This window comes from Nonomuraea turkmeniaca (genome assembly GCF_005889735.1).
GTDB lineage: Bacteria > Actinomycetota > Actinomycetes > Streptosporangiales > Streptosporangiaceae > Nonomuraea > Nonomuraea turkmeniaca.
The window spans coordinates 13,355-39,431 of sequence record NZ_VCKY01000088.1 but is presented as its reverse complement, the minus strand read 5'-3'; the positions used below and the strand labels follow the sequence as shown (position 1 = coordinate 39,431).

22 protein-coding genes are annotated in these 26,077 nt (G+C 70.1%); 8 read left to right on the top strand and 14 right to left on the bottom strand.

The window, feature by feature from the left end:
• The first annotated feature begins 171 nt into the window (after positions 1-171).
• Complete coding sequence (locus ETD86_RS25025) at positions 172-1,743, top strand: alpha/beta fold hydrolase (protein WP_138668600.1); 1,572 nt, start codon at positions 172-174, stop codon at positions 1,741-1,743.
• Between the two features lie 171 nt (positions 1,744-1,914).
• Here the strand turns inward: ETD86_RS25025 and ETD86_RS25020 are convergent, their stop codons facing one another.
• A complete protein-coding gene (locus tag ETD86_RS25020; protein ID WP_138668599.1) occupies positions 1,915-2,673 on the bottom strand; it encodes a DUF429 domain-containing protein in 759 nt (252 codons plus the stop codon).
• 91 nt (positions 2,674-2,764) lie between these two features.
• Positions 2,765-3,130: a DsrE family protein gene (locus tag ETD86_RS25015; RefSeq protein WP_138668598.1), complete on the bottom strand. Its 366-nt coding sequence runs from the start codon at positions 3,128-3,130 to the stop codon at positions 2,765-2,767.
• 146 nt (positions 3,131-3,276) lie between these two features.
• Here ETD86_RS25015 and ETD86_RS25010 point away from each other — a divergent pair, with 146 nt between their 5' ends.
• Positions 3,277-5,760, top strand: coding sequence for a LuxR C-terminal-related transcriptional regulator (locus ETD86_RS25010; protein ID WP_138668597.1), 2,484 nt, complete (start codon positions 3,277-3,279; stop codon positions 5,758-5,760).
• A gap of 13 nt (positions 5,761-5,773) precedes the next feature.
• On the opposite strand, the gene ETD86_RS25005 is transcribed toward ETD86_RS25010, so the two are convergent.
• Entirely contained in the window at positions 5,774-6,430 is a 657-nt protein-coding gene (locus ETD86_RS25005) for a maleylpyruvate isomerase family mycothiol-dependent enzyme (RefSeq protein WP_138668596.1), read from the bottom strand.
• Positions 6,431-6,566: 136 nt separating this feature from the next.
• On the opposite strand from ETD86_RS25005, the gene ETD86_RS25000 reads away from it, so the two are divergent.
• Positions 6,567-6,950, top strand: a complete 384-nt coding sequence (locus tag ETD86_RS25000) for a nuclear transport factor 2 family protein (protein ID WP_138668595.1) — start codon at positions 6,567-6,569, stop codon at positions 6,948-6,950.
• Positions 6,951-6,960: 10 nt separating this feature from the next.
• Here the strand turns inward: ETD86_RS25000 and ETD86_RS24995 are convergent, their stop codons facing one another.
• From ETD86_RS24995 to ETD86_RS24985, 4 genes are all read right to left on the bottom strand, one after another.
• Positions 6,961-7,704: a class I SAM-dependent methyltransferase gene (locus ETD86_RS24995; protein WP_138668594.1), complete on the bottom strand. Its 744-nt coding sequence runs from the start codon at positions 7,702-7,704 to the stop codon at positions 6,961-6,963.
• 59 nt (positions 7,705-7,763) lie between these two features.
• Positions 7,764-7,988, bottom strand: coding sequence for a hypothetical protein (locus tag ETD86_RS57190; RefSeq protein ID WP_211370287.1), 225 nt, complete (start codon positions 7,986-7,988; stop codon positions 7,764-7,766).
• Positions 7,942-8,478 (bottom strand): hypothetical protein, encoded by a 537-nt coding sequence (locus ETD86_RS24990; RefSeq protein WP_211370286.1) that lies wholly within the window; start codon positions 8,476-8,478, stop codon positions 7,942-7,944. Before ETD86_RS24990 ends, ETD86_RS57190 begins: the two co-directional genes overlap by 47 nt.
• A 101-nt stretch (positions 8,479-8,579) precedes the next feature.
• The gene (locus ETD86_RS24985; RefSeq protein WP_138668593.1) at positions 8,580-9,218 is read right to left on the bottom strand and encodes an HNH endonuclease family protein; all 639 of its coding nucleotides are present in this window, start codon (positions 9,216-9,218) and stop codon (positions 8,580-8,582) included.
• Between the two features lie 126 nt (positions 9,219-9,344).
• On the opposite strand from ETD86_RS24985, the gene ETD86_RS24980 reads away from it, so the two are divergent.
• Complete coding sequence (locus ETD86_RS24980) at positions 9,345-10,379, top strand: ROK family protein (RefSeq protein WP_138668592.1); 1,035 nt, start codon at positions 9,345-9,347, stop codon at positions 10,377-10,379.
• Here ETD86_RS24980 and ETD86_RS24975 read toward each other — a convergent pair.
• Positions 10,376-11,605 carry an FAD-dependent oxidoreductase gene (locus tag ETD86_RS24975; protein ID WP_138668591.1) on the bottom strand — a complete coding sequence of 410 codons (1,230 nt, stop codon included), beginning with the start codon at positions 11,603-11,605 and terminating at the stop codon, positions 10,376-10,378. The two genes, ETD86_RS24980 and ETD86_RS24975, sit on opposite strands and share 4 nt — an antisense overlap.
• Before the next feature lie 274 nt (positions 11,606-11,879).
• Here ETD86_RS24975 and ETD86_RS24970 point away from each other — a divergent pair, with 274 nt between their 5' ends.
• Positions 11,880-12,491, top strand: a complete 612-nt coding sequence (locus ETD86_RS24970) for a mycothiol-dependent nitroreductase Rv2466c family protein (protein ID WP_138668590.1) — start codon at positions 11,880-11,882, stop codon at positions 12,489-12,491.
• A gap of 5 nt (positions 12,492-12,496) precedes the next feature.
• Complete coding sequence (locus ETD86_RS24965) at positions 12,497-13,156, top strand: sodium:proton antiporter (protein ID WP_246148125.1); 660 nt, start codon at positions 12,497-12,499, stop codon at positions 13,154-13,156.
• A gap of 48 nt (positions 13,157-13,204) precedes the next feature.
• On the opposite strand, the gene ETD86_RS24960 is transcribed toward ETD86_RS24965, so the two are convergent.
• The 4 genes from ETD86_RS24960 to ETD86_RS24945 all read right to left on the bottom strand — a co-directional run bounded on the left by ETD86_RS24960 (position 13,205) and on the right by ETD86_RS24945 (position 17,452).
• On the bottom strand, positions 13,205-13,654 hold the full coding sequence (locus tag ETD86_RS24960; RefSeq protein WP_138668589.1) for a nuclear transport factor 2 family protein: 450 nt from the start codon (positions 13,652-13,654) through the stop codon (positions 13,205-13,207).
• 125 nt (positions 13,655-13,779) lie between these two features.
• Entirely contained in the window at positions 13,780-16,032 is a 2,253-nt protein-coding gene (locus tag ETD86_RS24955) for a xanthine dehydrogenase family protein molybdopterin-binding subunit (protein WP_138668588.1), read from the bottom strand.
• Positions 16,029-17,018: an FAD binding domain-containing protein gene (locus ETD86_RS24950; RefSeq protein WP_138668587.1), complete on the bottom strand. Its 990-nt coding sequence runs from the start codon at positions 17,016-17,018 to the stop codon at positions 16,029-16,031. The genes ETD86_RS24955 and ETD86_RS24950 overlap by 4 nt, the downstream gene beginning before the upstream one ends.
• A complete protein-coding gene (locus ETD86_RS24945; RefSeq protein WP_211370290.1) occupies positions 17,015-17,452 on the bottom strand; it encodes a (2Fe-2S)-binding protein in 438 nt (145 codons plus the stop codon). Before ETD86_RS24945 ends, ETD86_RS24950 begins: the two co-directional genes overlap by 4 nt.
• A gap of 71 nt (positions 17,453-17,523) precedes the next feature.
• Between ETD86_RS24945 and ETD86_RS24940 the strand changes: the two genes are divergently transcribed.
• Positions 17,524-18,189: a TetR/AcrR family transcriptional regulator gene (locus tag ETD86_RS24940; protein WP_246148124.1), complete on the top strand. Its 666-nt coding sequence runs from the start codon at positions 17,524-17,526 to the stop codon at positions 18,187-18,189.
• A gap of 115 nt (positions 18,190-18,304) precedes the next feature.
• Positions 18,305-19,906 carry a cellulase family glycosylhydrolase gene (locus ETD86_RS24935; protein WP_138668584.1) on the top strand — a complete coding sequence of 534 codons (1,602 nt, stop codon included), beginning with the start codon at positions 18,305-18,307 and terminating at the stop codon, positions 19,904-19,906.
• A gap of 62 nt (positions 19,907-19,968) precedes the next feature.
• Here the strand turns inward: ETD86_RS24935 and ETD86_RS24930 are convergent, their stop codons facing one another.
• Positions 19,969-22,008: a sensor histidine kinase gene (locus ETD86_RS24930; protein ID WP_138668583.1), complete on the bottom strand. Its 2,040-nt coding sequence runs from the start codon at positions 22,006-22,008 to the stop codon at positions 19,969-19,971.
• A gap of 76 nt (positions 22,009-22,084) precedes the next feature.
• The gene (locus tag ETD86_RS24925; protein WP_170223251.1) at positions 22,085-25,996 is read right to left on the bottom strand and encodes an Ig-like domain-containing protein; all 3,912 of its coding nucleotides are present in this window, start codon (positions 25,994-25,996) and stop codon (positions 22,085-22,087) included.
• Positions 25,997-26,077: the final 81 nt, after the last annotated feature.

Here is a 26,077-nt window from a genome sequence, read left to right as displayed (position 1 = left end):
GGCACGACACCCGGAAGCGGCGCGGCGGCCGCGCGTAACTTCTGCCAGCAGAACTTCCCAATTTCAGGATATTTCTCGTCTTTGCTCCGCGCACGCCGCCGACCAAGCACGATCTAGATCGGCCGTGTGCCGCACGCGTGGCCCGGCCGACCGACCAACGATAGGAGCAATGTGCGAAGAAGATCTTCTCTGCTCGCCACCGCTTTCGTAGTGTTGGCGGGCCTATTACCCGTCTCGACGGCCAGCGCTGACGCCAAGGCGGTCACGGACAACAGCACCTCGGCCATCGCCTGGGCGCCCTGTGAAGAGGAGCCCTCCGCCGAGTGCGGCACTCTGACCGTCCCGATCGACTGGTCCAAGCCGGACGGGCCGACCGTCGACCTGGCCATCGCCCGGCGCAAGGCCACGGACCCGGCGGCCCGAGTCGGCTCGCTGGTGATCAACCCCGGCGGCCCGGGCGGGTCGGGCGTGGAGGCCGCGTACGGCGCACCCGGCTTCTTCACCGAGGAGCTCCAGCGGCGGTTCGACATCGTGGGTTTCGACCCCCGAGGCGTGGGCCGCAGCCATCCGGTGGTCTGCTCGGCATCGGTGTACAACCAGATGCCGTACGCGATCATGAAGAATCAGGCCGACTTCGACAGGTGGACCGCGTACGCCAAGAGGTTGCGGGCCGACTGCCGGGCCCGTACCGGCCCGCTCTACGACCACGTCGACTCGGTCAACGTCGCGCGCGACCTGGACGCCCTGCGCGCCGCCCTGGGTGAGGAGAAGCTCACCTTCTACGGGATCTCGTACGGGACGCTGATCGGGCAGATGTACGCCGAGCTGTTCCCGAACCGGATCCGCGCCATGGCGCTGGACAGCAACATGGACCACAGCCTCGGCGTCAAGGCGTTCCTCGACACCGAGGCCTATGCCGTCGAAGACGCGTTCGACCAGTTCGTCGGCTGGTGCGACCAGGAGCCCAGCTGCGCGCTGCACGGCCAGGACGTCCGGGCGGTGTGGGAGCGAATCCTGGCCAAGGCACGCAGCGGACAGCTGTACTACCCGGGCGTCACCGACCCCCCGATGACCGAGCTGCAGGTTCTCTGGCAGGGCGTGCTGGGCAACGAGGGGCCTGCCTGGCAGCTGCTGAGCGAGATGTTGCGCGCCCTGGACGGCGGGGAGCCGCCGGCGTGGGTGCCCCCGCTGCCCGGCCGGCAGCCCGTGACCGGGGAGCTCGCCCAGTTGCCGACCGCGATCCTCTGCCAGGACTACAACCTGCGGGTGCGCAACTACGACGAGTACGCCGCGCTCCTGCGCAGCTCCGCGCGCTGGGCTCCGGACATGCGGCTCAACCCGATGCCGATCGAGGACCTGCCGGTCTGCCTCAACCACCCCGTCACCAACCCGCAGCACCGGCTGGTGTACACGGGCAGCGCTCCGATCCTGCTGGGTAACTCGTTGCACGACCCCTCCACGCCGTGGATCTGGTCCGCCAACGTGGCGAGCCAGTTCGGCCCCAAGGCGGTGCTGCTCACGTACGAGGGCTGGGGGCACCGCATCTACGGCAAGGACCGGTGCAGCACGGAGCCGATCGACAACTATCTGATCTCGCTGGTCGTGCCCCCGCACGGCTTCCGCTGTCAGGTGGGCGGACTGGCCGCCCGGAACACGGTCAAGCGGCAGGCTGAGTTGTGGCCGACGGACTCGCTCCCCTGGGGTGGTCCGGCCGCTGCCGGCGCATCCAGGATGTCCGGCTGAAGCTCTGACGTGCGCGCCGCCCATGGCCTGAGGCAGGGCCATGGGCGGCGTCGTGCGGTCGGAGAGAGGGCGAGGACTTCGTGTTCGCGTCCGGGCAGGGACGCGATCTGCTGCCGAGGGTCTCGATGTGCTGGGACAGCGGCAGCATGGAGTCTCGCCTCCTCGGGCCGATCACGGGCACCGCGACGCTGCCAGACTCTTCAGCGGCGCGGTCGGCAGGGCGACCCACCCCTCCGTGCCGGCCGCTTCGGCCTGCTCCGCCGCCGGTACGGTCACGAGCCTGAGGGCCGACGCGCGGGCGGCGAGCGCGGACACGACGGCGTCGGTGGCGTCGTCCGAGGCCCGGCAGAGCGCCTCGGAATCATCCAAGTCCAGCCACGGCGCCGCCTCCAGCAACCGATCCACCAACCGGCCCAGCTCACCGAGGTTGGCGGCGCGCTTGTAGCCCCGATACGGCAACTCCCACCGCTTCAGGCAGGCCGCCGGATACACCTCCACGACCACCCCGCCACCTCGCCGATCAACCGGCTGCCCCCGCCGCGCCAGCTCGGCCAGCACAGCGGCACACCGCATGGTGGCGTGCCCGATGCGATCCGCCGACACGCTCAGCGGCGTCAGCCCGGTCTGCTCGTGCACCACCTGGTCGGTCACCCGCAACGCCAGGTCCCTCCGCCAGGCCCGTCCCGCCAGCCCCTCCGGGACCCGGACGTGCCCAGCACGGTGCGCGGTGACGAACTCGACGAACCGGTCCGGCCAGCCGAGCGGGCAGTCGATCCCCGCCTTGGCGGCGCCCATCACCGCGTCGACGATCAGAGCGTCGTCCGCACCGACCTCCACCCGGACGAGCCGGGCACGGCCATCCGACCAGTCCAGCCACGCCACCGCGGTCCGCACCGCCTCCGCGGCGAGATCGATCCCGACCGTCACCATTCCCCCACCATAGGAGGATCCTTCAGGCGCCTGCTCGGGCCCGCGCCCGAGAAACCGGCCACCGCGATCGGTTCTCACGTGCGGTCCGACGCTAGTAGCTGAAGGTGGTGGCGCCCTCGTCGCCGATCCACTGCCACATCGGAACGGTGCCGCCCAGCTCCGCACCCTCGATCAACTGGCTCTTGTCGAGCTTGCGGGAATCGAAGCAGATGGGGCAGACCAGGAACGTTCCATTCGCCTTCACGTACCGGGCTACCAGGTCGGCCAGCGGCGGGCACCCATCGCACGCGACGCCGGTCGCGACGCCGTCCAAGGTGAGCCTGGTGGCCTCCTTGGTGAGGAACATCAGCGTCGGACGGCCCTGCTCGGCCGCGCCGACCGCGACCAGGAACGCCACGGTGACGCGCTCGGGATCCTCGAGCCCCGTGGTCAAGCTGATGACAGCCTTGCCTGCCATGATCTCTCCTTCTCTCGTCCGCCCCTCAACGTGACGGATGCCGACATTCCACCCCGCACCTCGCCCGCCCCACATCCGTGCTCAGTACGGAAACCCGCTGGGCGCCAAGCCCTGGTGCGCCGCCGGAGCGGCGGCATACTCGGGACATGGGTTCGGACTTCTTCCCCGGTTCACGGGGCGCCGGCGTTACACCGCGTGAGTGGGAAGTCCTGTGGCTCGTGGGCGACCGCCTGCAGAATCAGGAGATCGCCGCCAGGCTGCGGCTGTCGGAACGCACCGTGGAGAGCCACGTGTCGTCGCTGCTGCGCAAGCTCGGCGGGACCAACCGGCTGGCCCTCGTCGACGCGGCGGCCCGGTCCCGCGCCGGCCGCGCATCCCGGGGCGTCCTGCCCAGGCCGCTGTCGTCGTTCGTGGGCCGGCACGGGGAGATCGGGGATCTGCGCAGGCTGCTTGACGCGTACCGGCTGGTGACGCTGACCGGCCCCGCGGGCACCGGCAAGACCCGCCTGGCGCTGCACCTGGCCCACGCGGTGACCACGCTGCCGCCGGCGGTCCTGATCGATCTCGCCCCGGTGGCCCCGGATGACGCCGTGGAGCGGGCGTTCGCCGACGCGCTGGGCGTCGTCGGGCAGGTGCGTCAGCTGCGCGCGCTCATCCGCGAGGTCCTCGCCGAGGGCCGGCACTGGCTCGTGGTGGACAACTGCGAGCACGTGACCACCACCACGGCGGCGCTGCTCGCCGACCTGCTGGCCACCACCGATCACCTGCACGTGCTGGCCACGGGCCACGGGGCGCTGCGCATCCCAGGAGAGGTCGTCTACGAGATCCCGCCGCTGCCGCTGCCCGCCGAGCTCGACGACCCGGACGCCGTGCTGGGCTCCGGCTCGGGCCGGCTCTTCGCCGACCGCGCAGCCGCGGTCTCTCCCGGGTTCGAGGTCACCACCGGCAACGCCCGGCAGATCGCTATGATCTGCCGTTCACTGGACGGCCTCCCGCTGGCCATCGAGCTCGCCGCCGCGAGGGCGCGGTTCTTCACGCCCGGTGAGCTGCTGGCCCGGCTGCGCGACCGGTTCGCCCTGCTGACCGACGGGGCGCACGGTTCGCTGAACCGGCACCGTACTTTGGAGGAGGCCCTCACCTGGAGCTACGAGCTGCTGAGCGAGGACGAGCGGCTGCTGCTCGAGCGTTGCTCGGTGTTCCCAGGCGAGTTCGACTACGACACGGCCGCGCAGGTCGTCGCCTATCCGCCGCTGGACGCCGCCGACCTGATCCGGATCTTCTCCCGCCTGCTGGACCGGTCGCTGATCTCCTCCCGCCGCCGGGACGAGGCCACCGAATATCTCCTGCTGGAGAGCGTCCGGCAGTTCGCGCATCGGCGACTGGCCGCGCGCGGCGCCGCGGACATGGCTCGCGAGCAGCACGCCCGCCACCATCTGCGCCGTGCCGTGGCCGCCGTGCCGGATCTGCGCGGCCGGGACCAGGTCGCCGCGCTGCGGTGGATCAACCGCCGCTCGGCGGACCTGGCGGCCGCGTTGCGCTGGATCCTCGATCGGGACGACACCACGAGCGCTTGGGAGTTCATCGCCGGCATCGGTACGGCATGGGAGGTCATCGGGAGCAGCGGTGAGCTGTTCGACTGGCTCGACAAGCTGTTCAAGCGACCGCTGCCGGACGGTGCTCTCGGCTTCCGTACCGCGATCACGTGCGCCATCGTGCTGTGCTATCAGGACACGGAACGGGCGCGGGAGTTCGCCGAGCAGGCGCGACGGATGGCCAGGAGCGGCACCGAGCATGATCGGGCACTCGCCCTGCTCGCCGTCGGCTGGACCATCAGGTACGGCGAGCGCCGCGCGGACTCGCTCGGGCACCTGACCCAGGCGGCCGAGCTCTTCGAGCGGCTGGGCGACGACTGGCACCGCGCCCTGGCGCTGTCCGCCGCCGTGTTCGGCTCCGACACGCGGACCACTCTGGTGCGGCTGGCCCACGCCGCCGAGTTGTTCGGCCGGCTCGACGACCATGTCAAGCGCGCCAACTGCCTCAACCACATGAGCCTCCTGGCGATCGAGGGCCGGATACGCCTCGACGACGTGCCCGGCTGGCTGGCCGAGGCCGCCCGGCTGGCCAGGGCCGGCGGCAACGACCACGAGCGACTGCACGCCGAGATCTACCAGGCCACCCTTGACCAGCAGCTGGGCAACCACACCGAAGCGCGGCCCCGCTTCGGCGGCCTGCTCCCGGAGTTCCGGCGGATCGGCGATCTGCGCTGCGCCGCCCGCTGCCTGCTCGGTCTGGGCGGCGCGGCCGCCTTCGGCGGCGAGCATGAAGACGCCTGGCGGCACGTCACCGAGGGCACCATGATCGCCATCGGCCTGGGGGACGTACGCATCACGGCGCTCGGGCTGCGCCTGCTCGCCGGCTCTCACCACGAGACCGGCCAGGGCGAACGCGCCGCCGTCCTGCTCGGCGCGGCCGAACGACTCAGCCCCGGCCGTCCCGAAGCTCCCGACGGCGATTTGCTCGCCGCACTGCGGGACCGGCTCGGCCCGGCGGGCTTCGACGCCGCCTTCGCCCGCGGACACGGGACAACGCTCACTCAGCTGCCCGCACTTCTTCAAGCCCCGGGTGACTGACGTCCAGGCCGTGCTACGTCCCCGTCCGATCGCGCAAGGTTGTGACACCAGGGCCGTCAAGGTCGCCGCAGTACGTCATCCGCCCCGTCATCGCCATCGTCAGCGCCAGGGTGCCGCCGGTGACGAGAGGGCCGGAGCCGGCGCTGAAGGGGCCGTCGTTGGCGACGAGGTGTAGGCCGCGGATGCGGCTCTTGGCGAGGACGACCTGGTCGGAGCGGCTGTAGTAGTCGGCCACCAGGGTGAGGGTCTCGATCGGATGGGCGCGGCGGATGCCCAGCGGACGGCGGATGTCCTCACCGTGCACGATCGTCTCGCCCAGCAGCGCGATCGTCGGCAGGGGTGGCTTGGTCGTGCTGGTGATGGTGCGGCGGAACCCGTCGAGCGTCTCCACCGGGGACGCGCCCAGCTGCTCGGCCAGCCGCATGGCGACCTGTTCGTCGAAGTCGAAGCGGCAGCGGATGACGCCCACCAGCCACCGTACGGCGTTGAGCCGTGCCCCCGCGGTGAGGTGGGCGAGCACCTCGCGCACCGTCAGCCCCGCGCACAGGGACGGCGTGGCCCACCGCTCGTCGGTCAGATCGGCGAGGTCGGCAGCCAAGGCCGCGCGCTCGGCGTGGATCAGGGGCCAAAGGTCGCTATCGCGGCGCAGGGTCGGCTTCGGGTCCGTCAAGGCGGGGTCCTCCTGACAAGGTCGGCATCACAGGTAGGACTGCCACCGGAGGGGCAGAATCGTCGCTCGCGCGGGATTTTCTTCCGAGGTTCGTGAGCGAGATCAAGTGTCGGTGCTCCGTTATAAGGTCCGGTGCGTGGACGAGACAGCCAGCACCCGAAGCACCATAGAAGCGTATGTGACCTGTGCCGAGCGGCGTGACTGGGAAGGGTTCGGCGCCCTGCTCGCCGAGGACGTGGTCTACGAGATGCCGCAGAGCCGTGAGCGGATCCGCGGTAAGCCCGCCTACCTCCAGTTCAACAGGGACTATCCCGGTGACTGGCACCTCGAGGTGCGGCGCATCGTCGCCGACGGGCGCCACGCGGCGGCGTGGATCGACGCGCGCGTCGGCACCGAGCACCAGGACGCATGCGTGTGGTTCGAGCTCTCCGACCAGGGACTCATCAGCCGGATCACCGACTACTGGCCGGAGCCGTACGATCCGCCGCCTGGTCGTGAGCACCTTGTGGAGCGCTGGTAGCGAGAGGTGGCTAGCGGCCCGGTGGGATGCGATAGACGGACACGTGGGAGCGTGACTCGGCCGTGAACTCGGCTCCCGACCAGTCGGCGTGCCTGCTCTCGAGCTCGAACCCGGCCAACTGCCCCATGAGGTCCAGCTCGGCCGGCCAGATGTAGCGGTGCGGGCTGCGGAACAGCTGAGCCTGGCGGCTCTCGTCGAACCGGAAATGGTGCGATACGACGTGCTGGCGCAGAACGTCGTAGGTGTCCAGGCCGATGTAGCCCGGCTCGCTCAGCCAGACCGTGGCCTGCTGGCCGGGCGGGAGCTTACGCAGCTCGGGCACCCAGAGCTCGATCACGAACCGGCCGCCGGGGGTGAGATGGCGAGCGGCGTTGCGGAAGCACGCGACCTGCTCCGCCTGGGTGAGCAGGTTGGAGATCGTGTTGTAGACGAGGTAGACCAGCGTGAACGCGCCCGGAGCGACGGCGGTCGACATGTCGCCGGCGATCACGGGGATCGTCGCCTCGTCGGCCTTCGTTCGCAACTGGTCGATCATCGGGCGTGACAGCTCGATGCCGGTGACGGGCACTCCTCGCTCGGCGAGCGGCACGGCCACGCGGCCCGTTCCGATGGCGAATTCAAGCGCCCGTCCGCCGCCCGCGAGTCCGGCGAGACGATCCACGGTCGGATCCAAGACCTCGGGCGCGAACATGCCCCTGCCTGGCGTGTCATAGTGCCGGGCGGCGTCGACGTCCCAGATCTCCTCCTGCCGCATGCCGCCAACGATGGTCCTGGGGCGTACGCGATGTCCAATGATTTTGTGGCCTGCGGTCTTCAGGTGACGGCGATCGCGGGGGCCACACGTGCGGACCCGATGCCACGATCCGGCTTGCCGAGCCGGAACCGTACCTTGCCCTTGAGGACGGTGCCCGACTCGGCCAAGCCACCAGTGAGACCTTCACCGGGGAACAGGGTGAACGTCCACCGCTCGTTGGCTTCGCAGTCAGGCAGGTCACGGCCACCCTGCAGGACCCGGGCTCCCCAGAGCTGACGGATCATCAGTGCCCTGGTGTCCACGCCCGCCACTGTGAACGCCGCCGCCGATCCGACCCTCGATCTGGTTGTGGCTACCCAGAGACGGCCCGTAGACGCCGGTGACGGTGGCCACCGCGGTCCACGGCACGCCCTTCCGTACGCCGAGCACTCCGGCGGGCAGCCGGTCGTCGAACACGTCATTCACCGGCGCGCCGAGTTGGTCCGCTCTGACGGCAGCAGCCATCGGCCGTCGGGTGTCCAGCTTGCCGGGGTCCGGCACCAGCAGGATTCCGTACGTCGTCTCGTCGGCGAAGCGAGCGGACGCGAAGTGGTGCCGGAGGGCGAGCACTGCCCGCTCGGCAGCGCCCCACAGCTCCTCGGGGAAGGCCGTCGCCAGATAGCCGGGCGTCACCGCCGGCAGCCCGGCCCGCGCCACCGCCTCGACCACCGACCCACATCGTGCCCATCCGGACTCGGCCAGCCTTGCGATCTGCTCATCCTTGAACGACCTCACTCTTCCAAGACTGCCCCATGGTCAGGCGGCGGCGCGCTGACCTCGCTCAAGCGTCTGACGAACACGCGGATCGCGGCCCGGGGAACACGATCAACGGTGATTCAACAGGTGCGCAGCATGTTGAGCAGGGCCACTCTCTCCTTCCTGGTCACGAAGAGCCGGTAGTGGTGCTTCACGGTGATCCATGAAATCGCGTAGCGGCACCAGTAGGCGCGGCGCGGCGGACGCCAGCTCTGCGGTCCCTGGCCACCCTTGGCGATGTTGACGGAGTGGCTGACCACCAACAGTTCCGGGCGGGTGAGGTCGTTGGCGAAGGCGCGGCGCCGTGCCTGGCTCCATCTGCTGGCGCCCGAACGCCACGCGTACGCCAGCGGCACGACATGGTCGACGTCGACCTGCTTTTCGTTCTTCAGCCATTTGCCGTCGTACGGGCTGTACCAGCGGCCCTTGATCGGGTGGCAGGCCGCGTTCCTGCGTACGGCTCGGCCGTCGCGTGCCAGGACCACCTCTCGCGCGTCGCACCTGCCCTTGTGATGGGCCCATCGAGGCTGGAAGCGCCGGTGGCTGTAGCCGCGGATCGATAAGGGCTTGGCGACTTTCAGCTGGGCCAGCATGCGGCGGGCCAGTGCGGCGGCATCGGTGCGCTCGCGCGTGCCGGCCGACGCCCGTGGGATGTCGATGATCGGGACGACCAGGAGAGTCAGTACGGCGAGCTGGACCGCCCGTCTCAGGAAGATCATGGTTCTGCCATACCCCGCTGACCGCGCCCATAGCCGCCTGGTGCTGACACCAGAGGACCTTGCTGGTCCCGCGGGGGTCGGCCATGCTGAGGGCTGGGCTGCACCCTTGAGGCATGAGGAGCGAGCATGGGCTCCAATCCGTGGTACATCGTCGGTCTGGACAATGGCGGCACCACGAACAACGCCACCGTCCTCGACTCCTCCGGGCACTACCTCGTGCCGGGCATGGCCGAATCGCCCAGCCACGTCCGCGAAGGACCCGGGGCGGCGCTGCAGGCGCTCACCACGGCCCTGGAGCAGGTGCTGGAGGTCACCGGCGTACGAAGATCGGCCGTGGCGGGCATCGGCTTGGACACGCCGGGGCCGGCGAGCGCCGACGGAGTGATCTCGGCGCGCGGCTCGACGAACTTCATCCACCCAGAGTGGGGCGGGTTCGACATCCGGACGGCGCTCGAGGACAAGCTGGGGTTGCCGGTCGTGTACAGCAACGACGCCAATGCGGCGGCTCTCTACGCCCATCACGAGTACTTCGGTCCGGAGGCGATGCGGCGGTCGTCGGTCTCGGCGATCGTGGGCACCGGGCTGGGCGGCGCAGTCGTGGAGTCGGGGCACGTCGTCCGTGGCGCGTGCGGCATGGCCGGCGAGCTCGGCCACATCACCCTGCCGCCCGGCGGCCTGCTCGAGGACGGTCAGCCGCTCCCTGGGTGCAACTGTGGCAATGTCTGCGACGTCGAGAGCATCGCGTCGCTCACCGGGATCGAGCGGAACCTGCTGCCCCACTGGCTGACCCGCTTCACGGACCATCCCCTGGCCGCGGAGCCCCTCCCGTACGCGGCCAAGGCGCTCCGCTCGTACGCCGAACGCGACGACCCGATGGCGCTGGCGATCTTCGAGCAGCAGGCGAAGGCACTCGGGATGCTCTTCACCATGGCCTCCAACTTCACCGATCCGCACGCGTACTTCCTGGGCGGCGGTGTCGTGGCGGCCAGGCCCCGCTTCCGTGACTGGCTGCTGGAGCGGGTGCGCGAGCACACGGTGCTCCGCGTCGAGCAGCAGCGGGTCGCGGTGTTCGCCCTGGTCCCCGACCTGGACATGGCCGGGGCCCGAGGGGCGGCGATCGCGGCTCGCGACGTCTTGCGCCTCCGCGCCTCGGGAGACTAACGGCGGGCGAAGGCAGGCGCGTGTTCCGGACGGGGCCCGAAGCCCACCAACCGGGGAGGAATCTTGCGGAACCCCGGGATCACACGGGCGAGGAAGAGGAGGGACTTCGGCGGTCCGGACCGTTTGCCAGTGAACTGCGCCTCGAAGATGACCCGTTGCACCAGCCGCTGAGCCCCCTGAACGATCACGGTGGGGAGGTGCCTGCGCCGTTGCACGGCCGCCAGGTCCTTGAGGGTGACGGCGTGCCGGCGCAGGGGACCGGCCAGGATGGTGGCGGCGGCCACCGCGTCCTGGACGGCCAGGTTGATGCCCACTCCTCCGGCGGGCGACATGGCATGCGCGGCGTCGCCGATGAGCAGCAGCCCGTCGAGATACCAGCGCTTGAGCCGATTCAGCTTGACGTCGAGCATGAAGACCTCGTCCATGCTCTGGAGCCGGTCCACCCGGTCGGCGAAGTCCGGCCGCAGGCCCGCGATGCGCTCGCGGAACCGCTCCACTCCCTCGGCCCGCAGCCGCGCGTCGGAGCCCTTGGCGGTGAGGTACGCCAGCTGGTAGTAGTCCTCGCGGGTCAGGGCGATCAGTGCCTCGGCCCCCCGCGCGACCGGCGTGATGCCGGCGGGCACGCCCGCCTCGCGGTCGAATCTGGGAAGGCGGAACCACCACACGTCGAAGGGCACACGAAACTCCTTGGGCACCAGACCCGCGTCCCGGCGCAGCGTGGAGTGCCTGCCGTCGCACGCGACCGTCAGCTCGGCGCGGATCTCCCCTTCCCGGCCGTCCGCCGTGCGATACCTGACCCCGACGACCTTGCCGCGCTCTCTCAGCAGTGCGGTCGCCGCCGTGTTCATGCGCAGGGCGAAGCCGGGCTCCTCCCCGGCCGCCTTGGCGATGAACGAGAGCAGGTCCCATTGGGGCACCATCGCGATGTAGTTATAGGGCGCCGGCAGCGCCTCGAAGTCGCCCAGGGTGGCCACGCTCCCGTCGGAGACGGGGAACGCCACCTTGGTCAGGCGGCTCTGCGGCAGGGCGCGGAAGCCTTCGCCGAGGCCGAGCTCGTCCATGAGCCGGACGGTGGAGGGGTGCACGGTGTCACCCCGGAAGTCCCGCAGGAAATCGCCGTGCTTCTCCAGCACGATGACGTCGATGCCCGCCCTGGCCAGCAACAGGCCCAGCATCATGCCCGCCGGGCCGCCGCCGCACACCAGGGCGCCGGTGTTCTCAACCATGATGACCGTCCCTTCCGTGCACACCTCTGCCCACTAGCATGCTCTCCTACGCCCAGGAATTCATCATGGGATGAAAAGAATGGCGGCACGGACACGTTCCGCGCCCCCGTCTGAGGATCATGTCCTCCTCAGACCTTCCCGGTCCCGGAGCCCCTTCCAGGCGGAAGGTGTGCCGGTCGCCGGTGGCCACGGTGGCCGCGGCGAGGGTGATCGGCAGTTTTTGTCGCAGCCGTTCCCCATGCTGCGAGCGATGGCGGAAAGTACCGTGGTGATCATGAGCGACACTGTCGTAGCGGACTTCTGGTTCGATCCGTCCTGCCCGTACACCTGGCTCACGTCCCGATGGCTCGTGGAGGTCGGCCGGGTGCGTCCGGTCGAGGTGCGCTGGCATGTCATGAGCCTGTCGGTGCTCAACGAGGGGCGGGACGACGATCCCGAAGGGGATCCCGAGGGCTACCTGTGGGTGCCGGCCCGCATCTGCGCGGTCGTGCAACACGATCACGGGCAGGAGGCGCTGGGGAGGTTGTACACAGCCCTGTGGACCACCGGCTCCGGTGACTGGATCGGGGACCTGCGCGAGGCGCTGGCCACGGCCGGGCTGCCGGTGGAGTTGGCCGAGGCCGGCTTGTCCACCGAGTACGACGACCTCGTACGGGCGTCGCACAGCGAGGGCGTCGGACTGATCGGCGATCACGTGGGCACGCCGATCATCAGCGTGGACGGCGGGCGGGTGGTGTTCTTCGGGCCGGTGGTGTCCCGAGTGCCCCGAGACGAGGCGGCGGGGCGGCTCTGGGACGGGACGTTGCTGGTGGCCGGCACACCGGGCTTCCACGAACTCAAGGGCCGGCCACACGAGGAGCCCCTGCTGGAACGCGACCATGCTTGATAAATTTGGCATCGAGTGGGGTGGCGGCGGCGCTCGGCGGGGCCGGGATCATGTTGCTGATCCACGCCACCGATGCCGGCGCGGCGTTCTTCGACGAGCGGGCCGGGATCGACTGGAACGTGATCTTCCTGCTGCTCGGCATGATGGTCATCGTCGGCGTGCTCAAGCAGACCGGCGTCTTCGAGTTTCTCGCCATCTGGGCGGCCAAGCGGGCCAGGGGCAGGCCGTTCCGGCTCATGGCGCTGCTGATCGTGATCACGGCGTCCGCGTCGGCGCTGCTGGACAACGTGACGACCGTGCTGCTGATCGCGCCGGTGACGTTGCTGGTGTGCGAGCGGCTCGCCCTTCCCGTGGCGCCGTTCCTGATCGCCGAGGCCATGGCGTCCAACATCGGCGGCGCCTCCACGTTGATCGGCGACCCGCCGAACATCATCATCGCCAGCCGGGGCGGGCTGACGTTCAACGACTTCCTCGTGCACATGGCGCCGCTGATCATCGTGCTGGTCGCGGTGTTCGTCGGGCTGTGCCGGTGGTTGTTCAGGAAGTCGTTCAGGTACGACCCCGACCTGGCCGCGGAGACCATGACGTTGAACGAGCGGGAGGCCATGCCCGCAACGGCACCCCGATCAGCTTCTGGCAGTTCACCAAATACGGGATCGTGGTGACGTTGGTGACCGTGGCGCTGGCGACGCCGTACCTGTGGCTGCGTTACCTCACCTGAGCGGCAACGCGCCCTCCGGCTCCTGGCGCGGGCCGAAGATGCGGCGCTCGCTCTCGTCGATGCGCACGTCGTTGATGCTCGCCTCCCTGCGCCGCATCAGACCGGACTCGTCGAATTCCCACTGCTCGTTGCCGTAGCTGCGCCACCACTGCCCGGAGGCGTCGCGGGACTCGTACTGGAAGCGGACCGCGATGCGGTCGCCCAGCACCGCCCAGAGCTCCTTCCGCAGCGCGTAATCCAGCTCCCTGGCCCATTTGCGGCGCAGGAACTCCCTGATCTCGTCGCGGCCCGTCAGGAACGCGTCGCGGTTGCGCCAGACGGAGTCCTCGGTGTACGCCAGCGCGACGCGGTCCGGGTCGCACGTGTTCCAGGCGTCCTCGGCGGCCTGGACCTTGATGCGGGCGGTCTCCTCGGTGAACGGAGGGACGGGCGGGCGGATCATGGAGCCTCCTCGGCAGGTGGAGAACGAGCGTCACACAAGCGGCTCTACCCGTGTTACCCGTCAAGGAGGCGCTGATCGTGGCGTGCCCGAAGCGGCGACCCGGGTGGCCGCCCGGGCCGCCCCACTCACAGCAGCTTGTCGATGGTGATGGGCAGATCCACGATGCGTTTGCCGGTGGCGTGGCGGACGGCGTTCGCGACGGCGGCCCCGACCCCGGTGATGCTGACCTCGCCCACGCCGACCAGTCCCAGCGGCATGGTGGGGTCCGGCTCGTCCAGGCAGTGAACGTCGATGTGCGGGATGTCGGCGTGCACGGGCACGTGGTACTCGGCCAGGCCGGCATTCATGATCCGGCCGGTGCGGGGATCCACCTGCGTCTCTTCCGTCAGCGCCAGGCCGATGCCCATGACGATGCCGCCACGCAGCTGCGAAGCCGTCGTCTTGACGTTGATCACCCGGCCGACGTCGAACACGCCGAGCCAGCGCGACACCCGCACCTCGCCCGTGTCCGGGTCCACCCGCACCTCGCAGAACTGCGCCCCGCACGCCGCCTTCACCCAGCGCCTGCGCTCGCGCAGCATCCCCACCATGCCCAACGCGCCCGACTTGATCGCGGCCTCCAGGTGATCGCGGCCCGCGCGAGCCAGGATCTCCGCGTACGTCTCGCCGCTCGCGCCATGGTGGAGTCCGCCGTCCCGGGCCTCCAGCTCGTCCAGGCGGCGACCCCGCAGCGGCGAGTCCGCCGCGCGGCGCGCCAGGGCGAGTGCGGACTGCTTCAGCTTGCGGCAGGCGGCCAGCAGGCTCTCCGCCACGCTCGCGGTCTGCATCGACCCTCCCGCCATGGCGCCCAGCGGCAGGTCGGAGTCGTCATACCGGACCCGGACCGCCTCCAGCGGCACCCCCAGCTCGTCGGCGGCGATCTGCGCCTGCACGGTGGCCGCGCCCACGCCGATCTCGTGCATGGCGCAGCGCACCTCGACCCCGCCGTCCGCGGACAGCCGCACGGTGACGCTGGCCGGCAGCTTCCACGACGGGTGGTACGCGCTGGCGACCCCCATGCCGACCAGCCACCGCCCGTCGCGCATGGCGCCGGGCCGCGGATCCCGCTCCCGCCACCCGAACCGCTCGGCTCCCACCGCGTACGCCTCCCGCAGCAGCCGGCGCGCGAACCTCTTGCCGTCCACCGGATTGCGCTCGGGCTCGTTGCGCATCCGCAGCTCGATCGGGTCCATGCCGAGCTCCCAGGCCAGCTCGTCCATGGCCGACTCCAGGGCGAAGGTGCCGATGGACTCGCCGGGGGCTCGCATGCTGGTGTTGGCCAGCAGGTCGAGCTGGACGAGGTGCTGGCGCAGATGGATGTTCGGGGCCGCGTACAGGTGCCGGGAGGCCGAGGTGATCTGCTCCGGCGTGCCGCCGATCCGTCCCGTCCTGGACACGCTGGTGTGGATGAGGGCGGTCAGCCTGCCGTCCGCGTCCGCGCCCAGGGCGACCCGCTGCGTGCTGGCGGTGCGGCCGCCGACCGTGTGGTTGACGCCGGCGCGGGTGAGTGCCAGCCGCACCGGCCGGCCGGTCGCCCGCGCGGCCAGCACGGCGAGCAGCGTCCCCGCCCACACCATGCCCTTGCCGCCGAAGCCGCCGCCCACGAACGGGGACACCACCCGGATGTTCCGCTCGGGCACCCCGAATCGTTTGGCAAGGTGCTTGCGCAGCCACCCGAAGTTCTGTGTGCCCTCGTGCACGGTCAACCGGTCGCCGTCCCAAACGGCGATGGTCGCGTGCGGCTCGAGCGCGTTGTGGTTGTGCGGCGGCGTGGTGAAGCGCAGATCCACCGACGCCTGGGCGGTCGCCAGCGCGGCGTGCGCGTCGCCCTTGTCGGCACTGGTCTCGGCCAGCATGCTGCTCTTCTGCGGCGCGGCGTTCGGCTCCTCGGCCGCGAAGTCCACCACGGCAGGCAGCTCCTGGTACGCGGGCCGCACCAGCGCCGCGGCATGCCGCGCGACCTCGGAGGTCTCGGCGACCACGACCGCGACCGGCTGGCCGTTCCAGTGCACCTCGTCGGTGGCCAGGTAGTTGACCGACGTGCCGGACGCCATCGTGCTGATGTCCAGCAGGCTGACCTTGGGCGCGGGCTTCATGGCGGGCGCGTTCTCATGGGTGAGGATCTCGATCACGCCGGGGACGGCGCGGGCGGCCGCGGTGTCCATGGCGGTGATGCGGCCCCGGGCGATCGTCGCGTGCACGAGAGCGGCGTAGGCGAGGTCCGGGTAGTGGTGCTCGGCCGCGTAGCGGGCCTCGCCGGTGGTCTTGGCCGGGCCGTCGAGCCGGTCGACGGGCCGGCCGACGTATTTTTCCGGCGCCCTGATGTCAGTAGTGGTCATGCGGCTTCCCCCTCGATGATCAGCTCGCGCAGCGTGGCCGTGATCGTGGCCCGGGCCAGACCGCTCTTGAACGCGTTCCCCGGCCGCGCGGTGGCGGGCGCCAGCTCGGCGTCGGCCGCCTGCCGGAACGCCTCCTCGGTCGCGGGCCCGCCGAGCAGGAGACGCTCCGCCTCGCGGGCCCGCCACGGCTTGGGCGCGACGCCGCCGAGCGCCAGGCGGACCGCGGCCACGGTCCCGTCCCGCACCTCCAGCGCCGCGGCCACGGAGACCAGGGCGAACGCGTACGACGCCCGGTCGCGGACCTTGCGGTAACGCGAGGGGGCCGGTGATGGCGGCAGCTCGACGGCGGTGATCAGCTCGTCTGCGGCCAGCGTGGTCTCGACGTGCGGCGTGTCGCCCGGCAGCACGTGGAAGTCCACCAGCGGGATGCGCCTGGTGCCGCGCACGCTCCGCACCTCGACCACGGCGTCCAGCGCGGCCAGCGCCACGCACATGTCCGACGGATGCGTGGCGATGCAGCTGTCGCTCACGCCGAGGATCGCGTGGGAGCGGGTGAATCCCCCGATGGCGTCGCATCCGGCGCCCGGCTCGCGTTTGTTGCACGCCGCGGCCAGGTCGTAGAAGTAGGGGCAGCGGGTGCGCTGCAGCAGGTTGCCGCCCACGGTCGCCATGTTGCGCAGCTGGGCCGAGGCGCCGGCCAGGATCGCCTGCGACAACACCGGATAGCTGGTCCTGACCCGCGGGTGGGCGGCCAGGACGCTGTTGCGGACCAGCGCGCCGATCCGCAGCCCGCCGCCGGGCAGTTCGTGCACCTCGTCGAGCGGCAGGCCGGTGACGTCCACGACCGTGTGCGGGCGCTCGATGCCCTCGCGCATGAGGTCGACCAGGTTGGTGCCGCCGCCCAGGAACTTGGCTCCGGGTTCGGTGGCGACCGCCTGGACGGCCTCGGCCACGTCGGCGGGCTTGACGTACGCGAAGGGCCTCATCGCGCGACCTCCTTGATCGCCTCGACGATGCCGTTGTACGCGCCGCAGCGGCACAGGTTGCCGCTCATCCGCTCCCTGATCTCGGCGTCGGTCAGCGCGGCGGGGTCCTCGGCCTCGTTCAGCATGCCGATCGCCGAGCAGATCTGGCCCGAGGTGCAGTAGCCGCACTGGAACCCGTCGTGGCGGACGAACGCCTCCTGCAACGGGTGCGGGGTCACGCCCTCGATCGTGGTGATCTCCTTGTCCGCGTACTGCACGGCCAGAGCCAGGCAGGCGTTGATCCGCACACCGTCGGCGAGGACCGTGCACGCGCCGCAGGCGCCCTGGTCGCAGCCCTTCTTGGGGCCGGTCACGCCCAGGCGCTCGCGGAGCGCGTCGAGCAGGCTGACCCACGGCTCGACGTCGAGCTTCTCGTCCGTGCCGTTCACTCGCATCCGTATCTCGGTCACGAATCAGGACGCTAACAGAACAGCGTACTCTTAACAAGTGAACGGTGTTCTTTTAAATGGACCCGTATCCTGGCATCGCCATGACATTCCTCCGGGCCAGGCGGCCAGAGCACAAGCAGCAGCGGCGTGAGGCGATCCTCGACGCGGCGCGCGAGCTCGCCATGGCCTCGGGTGTGCGGAACGTCAGCCTGGGCGCGGTCGCGGAGGCCGTCGGCCTGGCGAAGTCCAACATCATGCGCTACTTCGGGACCCGGGAGGAGATCTATCTCCAGCTCGCGGTCGACGAGTGGCAACACTGGGCCGAGGCGGCCACCGGACGGCTGCGGGCGGCCACCGGCATGCCCGAGGTCGTGACGGCGCTGGCGGAGACGCTGACCGCCCGGCCGCTCTTCTGCGACCTGCTCAGCCACACGGCGATCAGTCTGGAACACAACGTCTCGGTCGAGGCGGCACACACGTTCAAGCGGGCCGTCATGGGCGTGCTCGCCGAGGTCACCACACAGGTCGCCCACGCGACGGACCTGGCCGAGGGCGAGGCACGCGAACTCGTCATGGCGGCCGCCGGCCTGGCCGGCATGCTCTATCCCGCCGCCAATCCCTCTCCCACGCTGACCGAGGTCTACGCCCGGGACCCCGAGCTCGCGGTCATGTGCCCGGAGATGCTGCCCACGCTCGTCCGCGTGCTCAGCGCGCTGGCCGCCGGCCTGCCGACGCTGCGGTGAAACTTTCACCCCGATCCAGGCATTCTCCCGAGCCCGCCCCTTGATTCCTGTACATCGGAGCCGATTGAGCAGAGCGTGTACCTAACCGGTTAATCCCGAGAGAAGGGCACACCTCATGAGCAAACGACTCGGGCTCGCGGCGGCGTTCCTGTCGCTCCTCGTCTCGATGTTGCTGATCCCGGCTCCCGCGCACGCCGCGGTCGGGCTCCGGGTCAGCGGCGCCAGGATCGTGGAGGCCAACGGGAACGCCTTCGTGATGCGCGGCGTCAGTCACGCGCACACCTGGTACACGAACCAGACGAGCTCCTTCGCCGCCATCAAGTCCCTGCGCGCCAACACGGTACGCGTGGTGCTGAGCGGCGGCCGCTGGCCGGCCAACGGGGCCTCCGACGTGGCCAACGTCGTCTCACTGTGTCGGCAAAACCGGTTAATATGCGTGCTCGAAAACCACGACACCACCGGGTACGGCGAGCAGAGCGGCGCGTACACGCTCGACCAGGCGGTCACGTACTGGAACAGCGTCAGGAGCGCGCTCACCGGCACCGAGGACTTCATCGTCATCAACATCGGCAACGAGCCCTACGGCAACAACAACGTCTCCGCCTGGACGAGCGCGACCACCAGCGCCATCAGCCGGATGCGCAGCCTGGGGTTCCAGCACCTGCTGATGGTGGACGCACCCAACTGGGGGCAGGACTGGCAGTTCACGATGCGCGACAACGCCCAGGCGGTCTTCAACGCCGACGCGCAGCGCAACACGGTCTTCTCGGTCCACATGTACGGGGTCTTCGACACGGCCGCGGAGATCACCGCGTACCTCGACGCGTTCCGGACCGCCGGGCTGCCGCTGGTGATCGGCGAGTTCGGGCACAACCACTCCGACGGCAACCCCGACGAGGACACGATCATGGCGCAGGCGCAGCAGCGCGGGGTCGGATACATCGGCTGGTCGTGGAGCGGCAACAGCGGCGGCGTCGAGTACCTCGACATGGTCACCAACTTCAATCCGTCCCAGCTGACCTCGTGGGGCCAGCGCATCTTCAACGGCGCCAACGGCATCGGGCAGACCTCGCGCGAGGCCACGTACTTCGGCGGCGGCAGCACCGACACCACCCCGCCGACGACACCAGGCACGCCGTCGGCCTCCAACGTGACCTCCGGCGGCGCCAGCCTGACCTGGGCCGCCTCCACGGACTCCGGCGGGTCGGGACTGGCCGGCTACCAGGTCTACCGCGAGCAGGGCGCCAACGACACGCTCCTCGGGCAGAGCGCCACCAACTCGATCACGCTGACCGGGCTGAGCGCCTCCACCCAATACCAGGTGTACGTACGGGCGCGTGACGGCGCGAACAACCTGTCCGGCAACTCCCCCACCACGACGTTCACGACCTCCTCAGGCGGCGGGACCGGTAGCTGCTCGGCCGTGGGCACCGTGCAGAGCCAGTGGAGCACCGGCTACGTCGTCCAGGTCACCGTCACCAACACCGGCTCCGTGCCCATCAACGGCTGGACGGTCACGTTCCCGGTGCCTGACGGCCACACGATCATCGGAGGCTGGAACACCCAGATGGCCATCAGCGGGCAGGTCGCCACGGCTCGCAGCGTGTCCTACAACGGCCCCCTGGCCCCGGGCGCCTCGGCGAACTTCGGCTTCCAGGCCAGCCGCCCCGGCGGCGACAGCGCGCTCCCCGGTCCCTACACCTGCACCCCGTCCTGACCCACCCTCGTGTCCTCGCCGCGCCTCGCCGGCCGGCGAGGGCACGACGGTGTCCCAGCTGTTCAGGTCAACGCCTGGGACGGCGCGCTCAGGAGGGGGAGCATGACCTCGACGCGGGTGCCCGCGCCGGGCTCGGCGGCGACCACGCAGATGCCGCCCAGCTCGGCCGCCCGCTCGCGCATCGACCCGAGGCCCACGCCCGCGCGGTACGACTCGGGCAGCCCCTTGCCGTCGTCGATGATCAGCACGCGGAGCACCGACGTCTCCCGCTGGACGGCGATCCGGGCGAGCGACGCGTCGGCGTGCTTGCGGATATTGGTCAGGGCCTCCTGGACGATCCGGTAGACCGCCACCTCGACGGCCGCGGGCAGGTCCCGCATGTTGCCCTCGACCGCCACCTCGACCTCGGTGTCCGGCGACGACTGCCCGGCCAGCTCCCGGACGGCCCTGGCCAGGCCCAGGTCGTCGAGCGCGGGTGGGCGCAGGCCGTACACGAGCTCGCGGATGTCCCCCGTGACCGCGCTCATCCCGGTGTGCAGCTCCTGGAGCAGCTCGTCGGCCGCCTCCGGTGACCTCTTCAGGCTGAGCCTGGCCATGTTGATGGTCATGGCCATGGCGGAGAGGGTCTGGCCGAGCCCGTCGTGCAGGTCGCGGCGCAGGCGGCGGCGCTCCTCCTCCCTGGTGGTGAGGATGCGCTCGCGGGAGCGTTGCAGGTCGGCGGCCATGCGGACGGCGTGGGCGACGTCGGCGGCGTACGGGGACAGCGTGGCCAGGACCCGCTCGTTGTGCGCGGCGGGAAAACGGCGCGGCCCCGCCGGCGGTCCGACGAGCAGGCGGCCGACGCGCTCCCCGTGCCACACCAGCGGCACCTCGCGCGGGTCGTCGCCCACCCGGCCGTTCTCGACGTAGCGGGGCTCGCCGTCGGCCACCTCGACGGCCACGCCCTCGACCGCCAGCCCATCGCGCAGCACGCTCACCACCGAGGTCAGCGCCTTGGCCGGGTCGCCGCGGCGCACGGCCTGGGTGAGGCGCTCGGCGAGCACGCCGGGGTCGCCGACGGCGCCGTACAGGAGCCGGTCCACGGCCCGCTGCAGCGCCCGCCGCAGCGGCTGGAAGAACGCGCCCGCGAACAATGCGGCGGCGACCCCGGCCACCTGGCCGTAGCCGGAGACCAGCACGCTCGACAACGTGCTGACGGCGAAGTAGACCGCGCTGACCACGGCCACCAGCCCGGCGGCCACGAAGGCGCGGCTGATCACCGTGTCGATGCCGTAGAGCCGGTAACGCATCACCGAGAACGCGACCGCGACCGGGATGAGCGCGGCCCAGAGGATCGCCGGCCACATCAGGTCCTGGTTGAACGCGGCGGCGACCAGGAACACGATGTACCCGGAGAACGCCAGCAGCGGCCACCCGATCTGCCGCCTGGTGACCGGGTCTGCGTGCCGCATCCGCGACGCCAGCGACAGCGCCGCCAGCGCCATCGAGGTGTAGATGCCCGTCCAGGCGACCACCGAGACCGTCCCCTGGTACGGGGCGAACTCGGCGATCTGCAGCGGATTGGGGATGACGGCCGGGAACGGGTAACCCTCAAGGGACGGGGGCACGCGGAACGTCGCGCGCAGGAAGTCGGTGATGATGGAGGCGGAGCCGAGCACCAGAACGATCCGCCAGCGCTTGGAGGGCAGGCGGCCGTCCGGCGAGTGCAGGGGCAGCACCATGGTGAGCAGCACGCCGCACACCGCCCAGCCGGTGTTCACGGGAAGGCGCAGGTAACCCGCGGTGAGGAGGTCTCCGTGGGCGGCGGCGCGGAACATCAGGGCGTTGGAGAAGTCGCTGACGCCGGCGGCGAGGCCGCCCACGCACATGAGCCACGCCATGTTCAGCCGCGGACGCTGGAAGATCAGGAAGGCGCCGACCGCGGGGAACGTCAGCGCGGCGGCCGTCTGGGGCGACACGGTCCTGGGCGGGATCCACGCGGCGGGCAGCCGGCTCCAGATGATGACCGCGGAGACGGTGAGGATCGGAGACAGGACCGCCATGACGACGGCCGCGACTCGCGCGGCCTTCCCCTTACCGGAAAGTTCGCGAGCTCCGGCCATCGTGTTAGTCCGCCCTCTCCGGTCCCGAGCGCTGTCCTGGCCCCGCGAACATGGCGGGGCCAGGACAGAATAGGCGCTACTGGACCGTGACGGTGGCCTTCGCGGTGAGGGTCGTTCCCTGAACCTGGCCGGCCACGGTGAACGTGCCCGGCTGGGCGTACCGGTCAGGGCTGATGGCCTCCCAGGTGACGGCGACCGAGCTGTCCTTCGACCCGTCGTTGTACGTCGCCACGACCGTCCCGGGCATCGTGGGCGCCACCCCGGCCCGGGTCGTGACCGCCTCCTCGGCGATCGAGGTGATGGTCACGGCCGCGGTGGTGCGGACGTACACCGTGGCCTGGACGGGCTGGCGCACGCCCTCGGCGAGCCCGGAGACGGTGAAGCTGGTGCCGCCGGTCTTCACCTGGTCGGGCGTCACCTGCTGCCAGGTGACGGCGGCCGTGCTGCGGGCGCCGTCCGTGTACAGGGTCTCCACGGTGGCCGGCAGGTTGGGCAGCGTGTCGACCAGGGTGGGGACGTGCACGGGGCGTACGGAGTCCGGCGGGACCTCGTACACCTTGGTCTCCAGCAACCCGACCGACGCCCCGCCGGCCTCCAGTTGGACCCGCAGCCGTGAGGTGCTGACGGTGTCGAAGGAGACGGTGTTGTAGGCGTCGATCGCCTTCGGGTAGGAGGCGACGCCGGTGACATCCTCGAAGGAGTCCCCGTCCCACTGCTGGATCTTCCACGAGGCGGGCAGGCGCACGCCGCCGTCGTCGTCGAAGAAGTACACGTCGGCCTTGTTCACCCGCACCCGCGACGGCCATTCGAGCTGCACCCACTGCGTGCCCTGCTGCGGCCAGGTGCCCCAGCGCGGGTTGGCGCCGTCGTTGGAGCGCGGTGGATCGATGCCGTCGTTGATCGCGGTGACCCGCTCCCACGGCGAGGTGTAGGAAGCGGTGGGCGTGGCCCTGGGCGCCACGTTCACCTGCGCGGCCTGGGCCGTGGCGGCGACGGTCACGGTCGTGGAGGCGCTCTTCTCGCCGTCCGCGGCGGTGAGCTTCAGCCGGTACGTGCCCTCCTCCGAGAACGAGACGACCGTGCTCGTGCCCGTCGGGTCGGTGAAGAACGCCTCACCGGGCCCGTCGACCTTGGTCCACTGAGTGGTGAGCGTGCCCGACGGCCGCGCGTCGTCCTTGGCCACCGCGTCGATCCTGGCCTGGCCCGGGCGGCTGAAGGTGGGATCGACCACGGCCGCCACGTACGGGGCCCGGTTGGTGACCGAGCCGGCGTCCATGCCCGTCCGGTACGCCTGGACCTCCTTCAGACCCGTGGCGTAGCCGGGCCGGTGCGTGACCAGAACGCGTAGCTTCTGCGCCGTGATGGCCGGGAAGCGCACCTCGTTGAGGTTCGCCCGCGGGTAGACCGGTTTCTTCGCCTGCCTCGGCACGTCCTTCCAGGTGTCGCCGTCCTGGTACTGCACCGAGTAGAAGGCGGGCTCGCTGTACCCGGCCGCCTTGCGGTCGTTGGAGAAGTACAGCTTGACCTGGTCGACCGTCTGGGCCGAGCCGAGGTCCACCTCCAGCCAGTCCTGGCTCTTGCCTGAGCCCTTGCTTCCCCAGTACGGCTCGTTGATCGTGAACCCGTCCACCGCGCCGGCGGGGTCGCCGTGGGAGGCGGTGGCGGACTTGACCAGGTTGGGGCGGGTGGAGCGCAGATCCACGCCGGCCTTCTGGAACAGGTCCTCGACCCGGTCGCCTTCGAGCTCGACCTGGACGGGGGCCTTCATCCCTGCGGCCTTCTCGGCGTGCACCACGGTGCCGCCCTCGACCTGGCCGGTCTTCGGGTCCCACACCGCGTGCTCGAGACCGGACAGGGTGACCTTGCGCTTGCCGTCGATGAGGATCGAGTACCCCTCGGGCACGCCGGCGTAGTGCGTGGTCCCGTCACCCGGCTTGTCCCACACGATGGTCAGGTCGTTGCCCCGGTAGTTGATGCCGTTGACGGTGAAGTGGTCCCAGCCGATGTCCACCGGCCAGAGCTCGACCTTGCCGTCCGACCGCGGGCGCAGACCCATGACGTCCTCGATGACGGTCCAGTTGCTGCTGCCCAGGATCGTGTGGTGGATCCAGGAGCGGTAGCCGATGGTCTTGGTGGCCTGGTCCCAATTGGCCCAGAACTCGTTGGCGTCGGGGTAGCGGGTGTCCCCGCCGACGTACTGCGACCAGGCGTTCCAGTAGAGCAGCTGCTTGTACTGGTCGGCCGTGATGTACGGCGTCTGGTACTGCCGCATCGCCTTGGAGAAGAACGCGAAGTTCCGGGTCGAGTTGATCTGCGAGAAGTTGTTCGAGCCAGGGATCCCGGCCTCGGCCGCCTCGGCCTTGTCCTTCTGGTTGGCGGTGTACGCCGGGAAGATCGGATATTCGGCGGGGTCAGCCCACAACCGCAGCGCCTCCCGATATTTCGGGTCATCTGTCGGCACGAGACCGGTCGCGTACGGGATGTAGTTGTTCGACTCCTTCCACGGGATCAGGTTGCCCGTCTGGAGGTCGCGGTGCTTGAACAACTTGTTCTGCTCGTCCCACAGCAGGGTGAGGATCCCGTTGCGAACCTTGTCGGCCACGCCGCGCATCTCGGTGGCCTTCGCCCGGTCACCCGACAGCTCGTACGCCTGCGCCGCCGCCATCGCGTTCGCGTAGACGTACGCGCCTTCGAGCCGCTCGTTCGCCCGGTCGTAGTAGTGGAACGACACCGCGTCGGCGTCGTTGCCGGTCATGGCCTCCCAGTCGTACTCGATGACGCCGTTCTTGTTGGAGTCGTAGGCGTCGAGCTGCCCGTAGACGTCCTTCTCGGCGTACCGGGCGAGGTTCCGCAGGATCTGCGGCTGCCCGCCGTGGATCTGGTAGCTCTCCAGGGCCGCCGCCGAGATGTACTGCGTGTAGCTGTTCGACCAGTTCTCCGGGTCGCCCGGGTTGTCGGTGTACTTGGAGTTGCGCGACACCTCGCCCGCCGACACCCACGGCCCGTACGAGTAGATCGGGTTGCGCAGGTACTTCAGGTCCTGGACGAACATCGGCACGGTCAGCACGATCGCGTTGTTGTAGCCCAGCGCGCCCTCCACCGACGTCGGGAACTGGTAGTCGTTCCCGGGGATGTCGGCGTCGAGGAAGTTGAAGCGCATGAGCCACCAGCGGTAGTACACGAACTTCTTGATGTTCTCGTCGGGCACGTCGATGTAGGGGACGTTCTCCGCCCACCATGCGTTGTAGTCCTGCAGCTGCCGCCGTAGCGCCTGCTCCGGCGAGCGGCCCTTGTAGCCGTCGTACTCCGCCCGCGACCCGGCGAGCTCCTCGGTGACGAAGCCCATCTGGACCTTGGTCCGCACGGTCTTGCCCGGCGCGACCGTGACGGCGCCCTTGAGCGCGCCGTCCGCGACCTTCAGCCCGTCACCGCTGAGCCTCGGGAAGATCGTGGTCAGCTTGTTCTTGGCGAACACCGCGCCGGTCAGCTCCCGGTCGCCGTCGGCCGCCTTGGTGTAGGGCGAGGTGACCGTGATCGGGACCGACGTCGCCGCCGACCCCGTGTTGGTGATCTCCAACGTCGTCACGGCCACGTTCTCGTGCGTGATGAACTTCTTCACGCCGACCGACAGCCCGTCCCCGGCGTACTGGCCGCTCCAGTGGCTGGGCATCTGCAGCCGCTTGGACACGTCCTCGCTCAGGTCGGTCCCGAACGAGATCGTGTACGCGTCCCGGTTGTCGATGCTCTCCCAGTAGGCGGCGTACCCGCCGAACCCGATCTTCCTGGGATCATGCTCCTTCATGAACAGCGCCCGCCCGCGCGTCATCAACCACGGGCCTGCCGGGTCGTCGCCCGGCCGGGCCAGCATGCGGTCGATCCAGTACGAGTCGCCGCCCTTCTCCTTCTTGTAGATCTCCTCCATCATCTTGCGCGGGTGGTAGCCGACCGGCTCGTCGGGCACGGGGTCGGCACCCGTGAACACCGGCATGCCGAGGTCATCCACCGCTACCGCCGCGGAAGGTAACGCGACAAGGGACGCTGTGAGCGCTAACACGGCTAAGAGACGCAT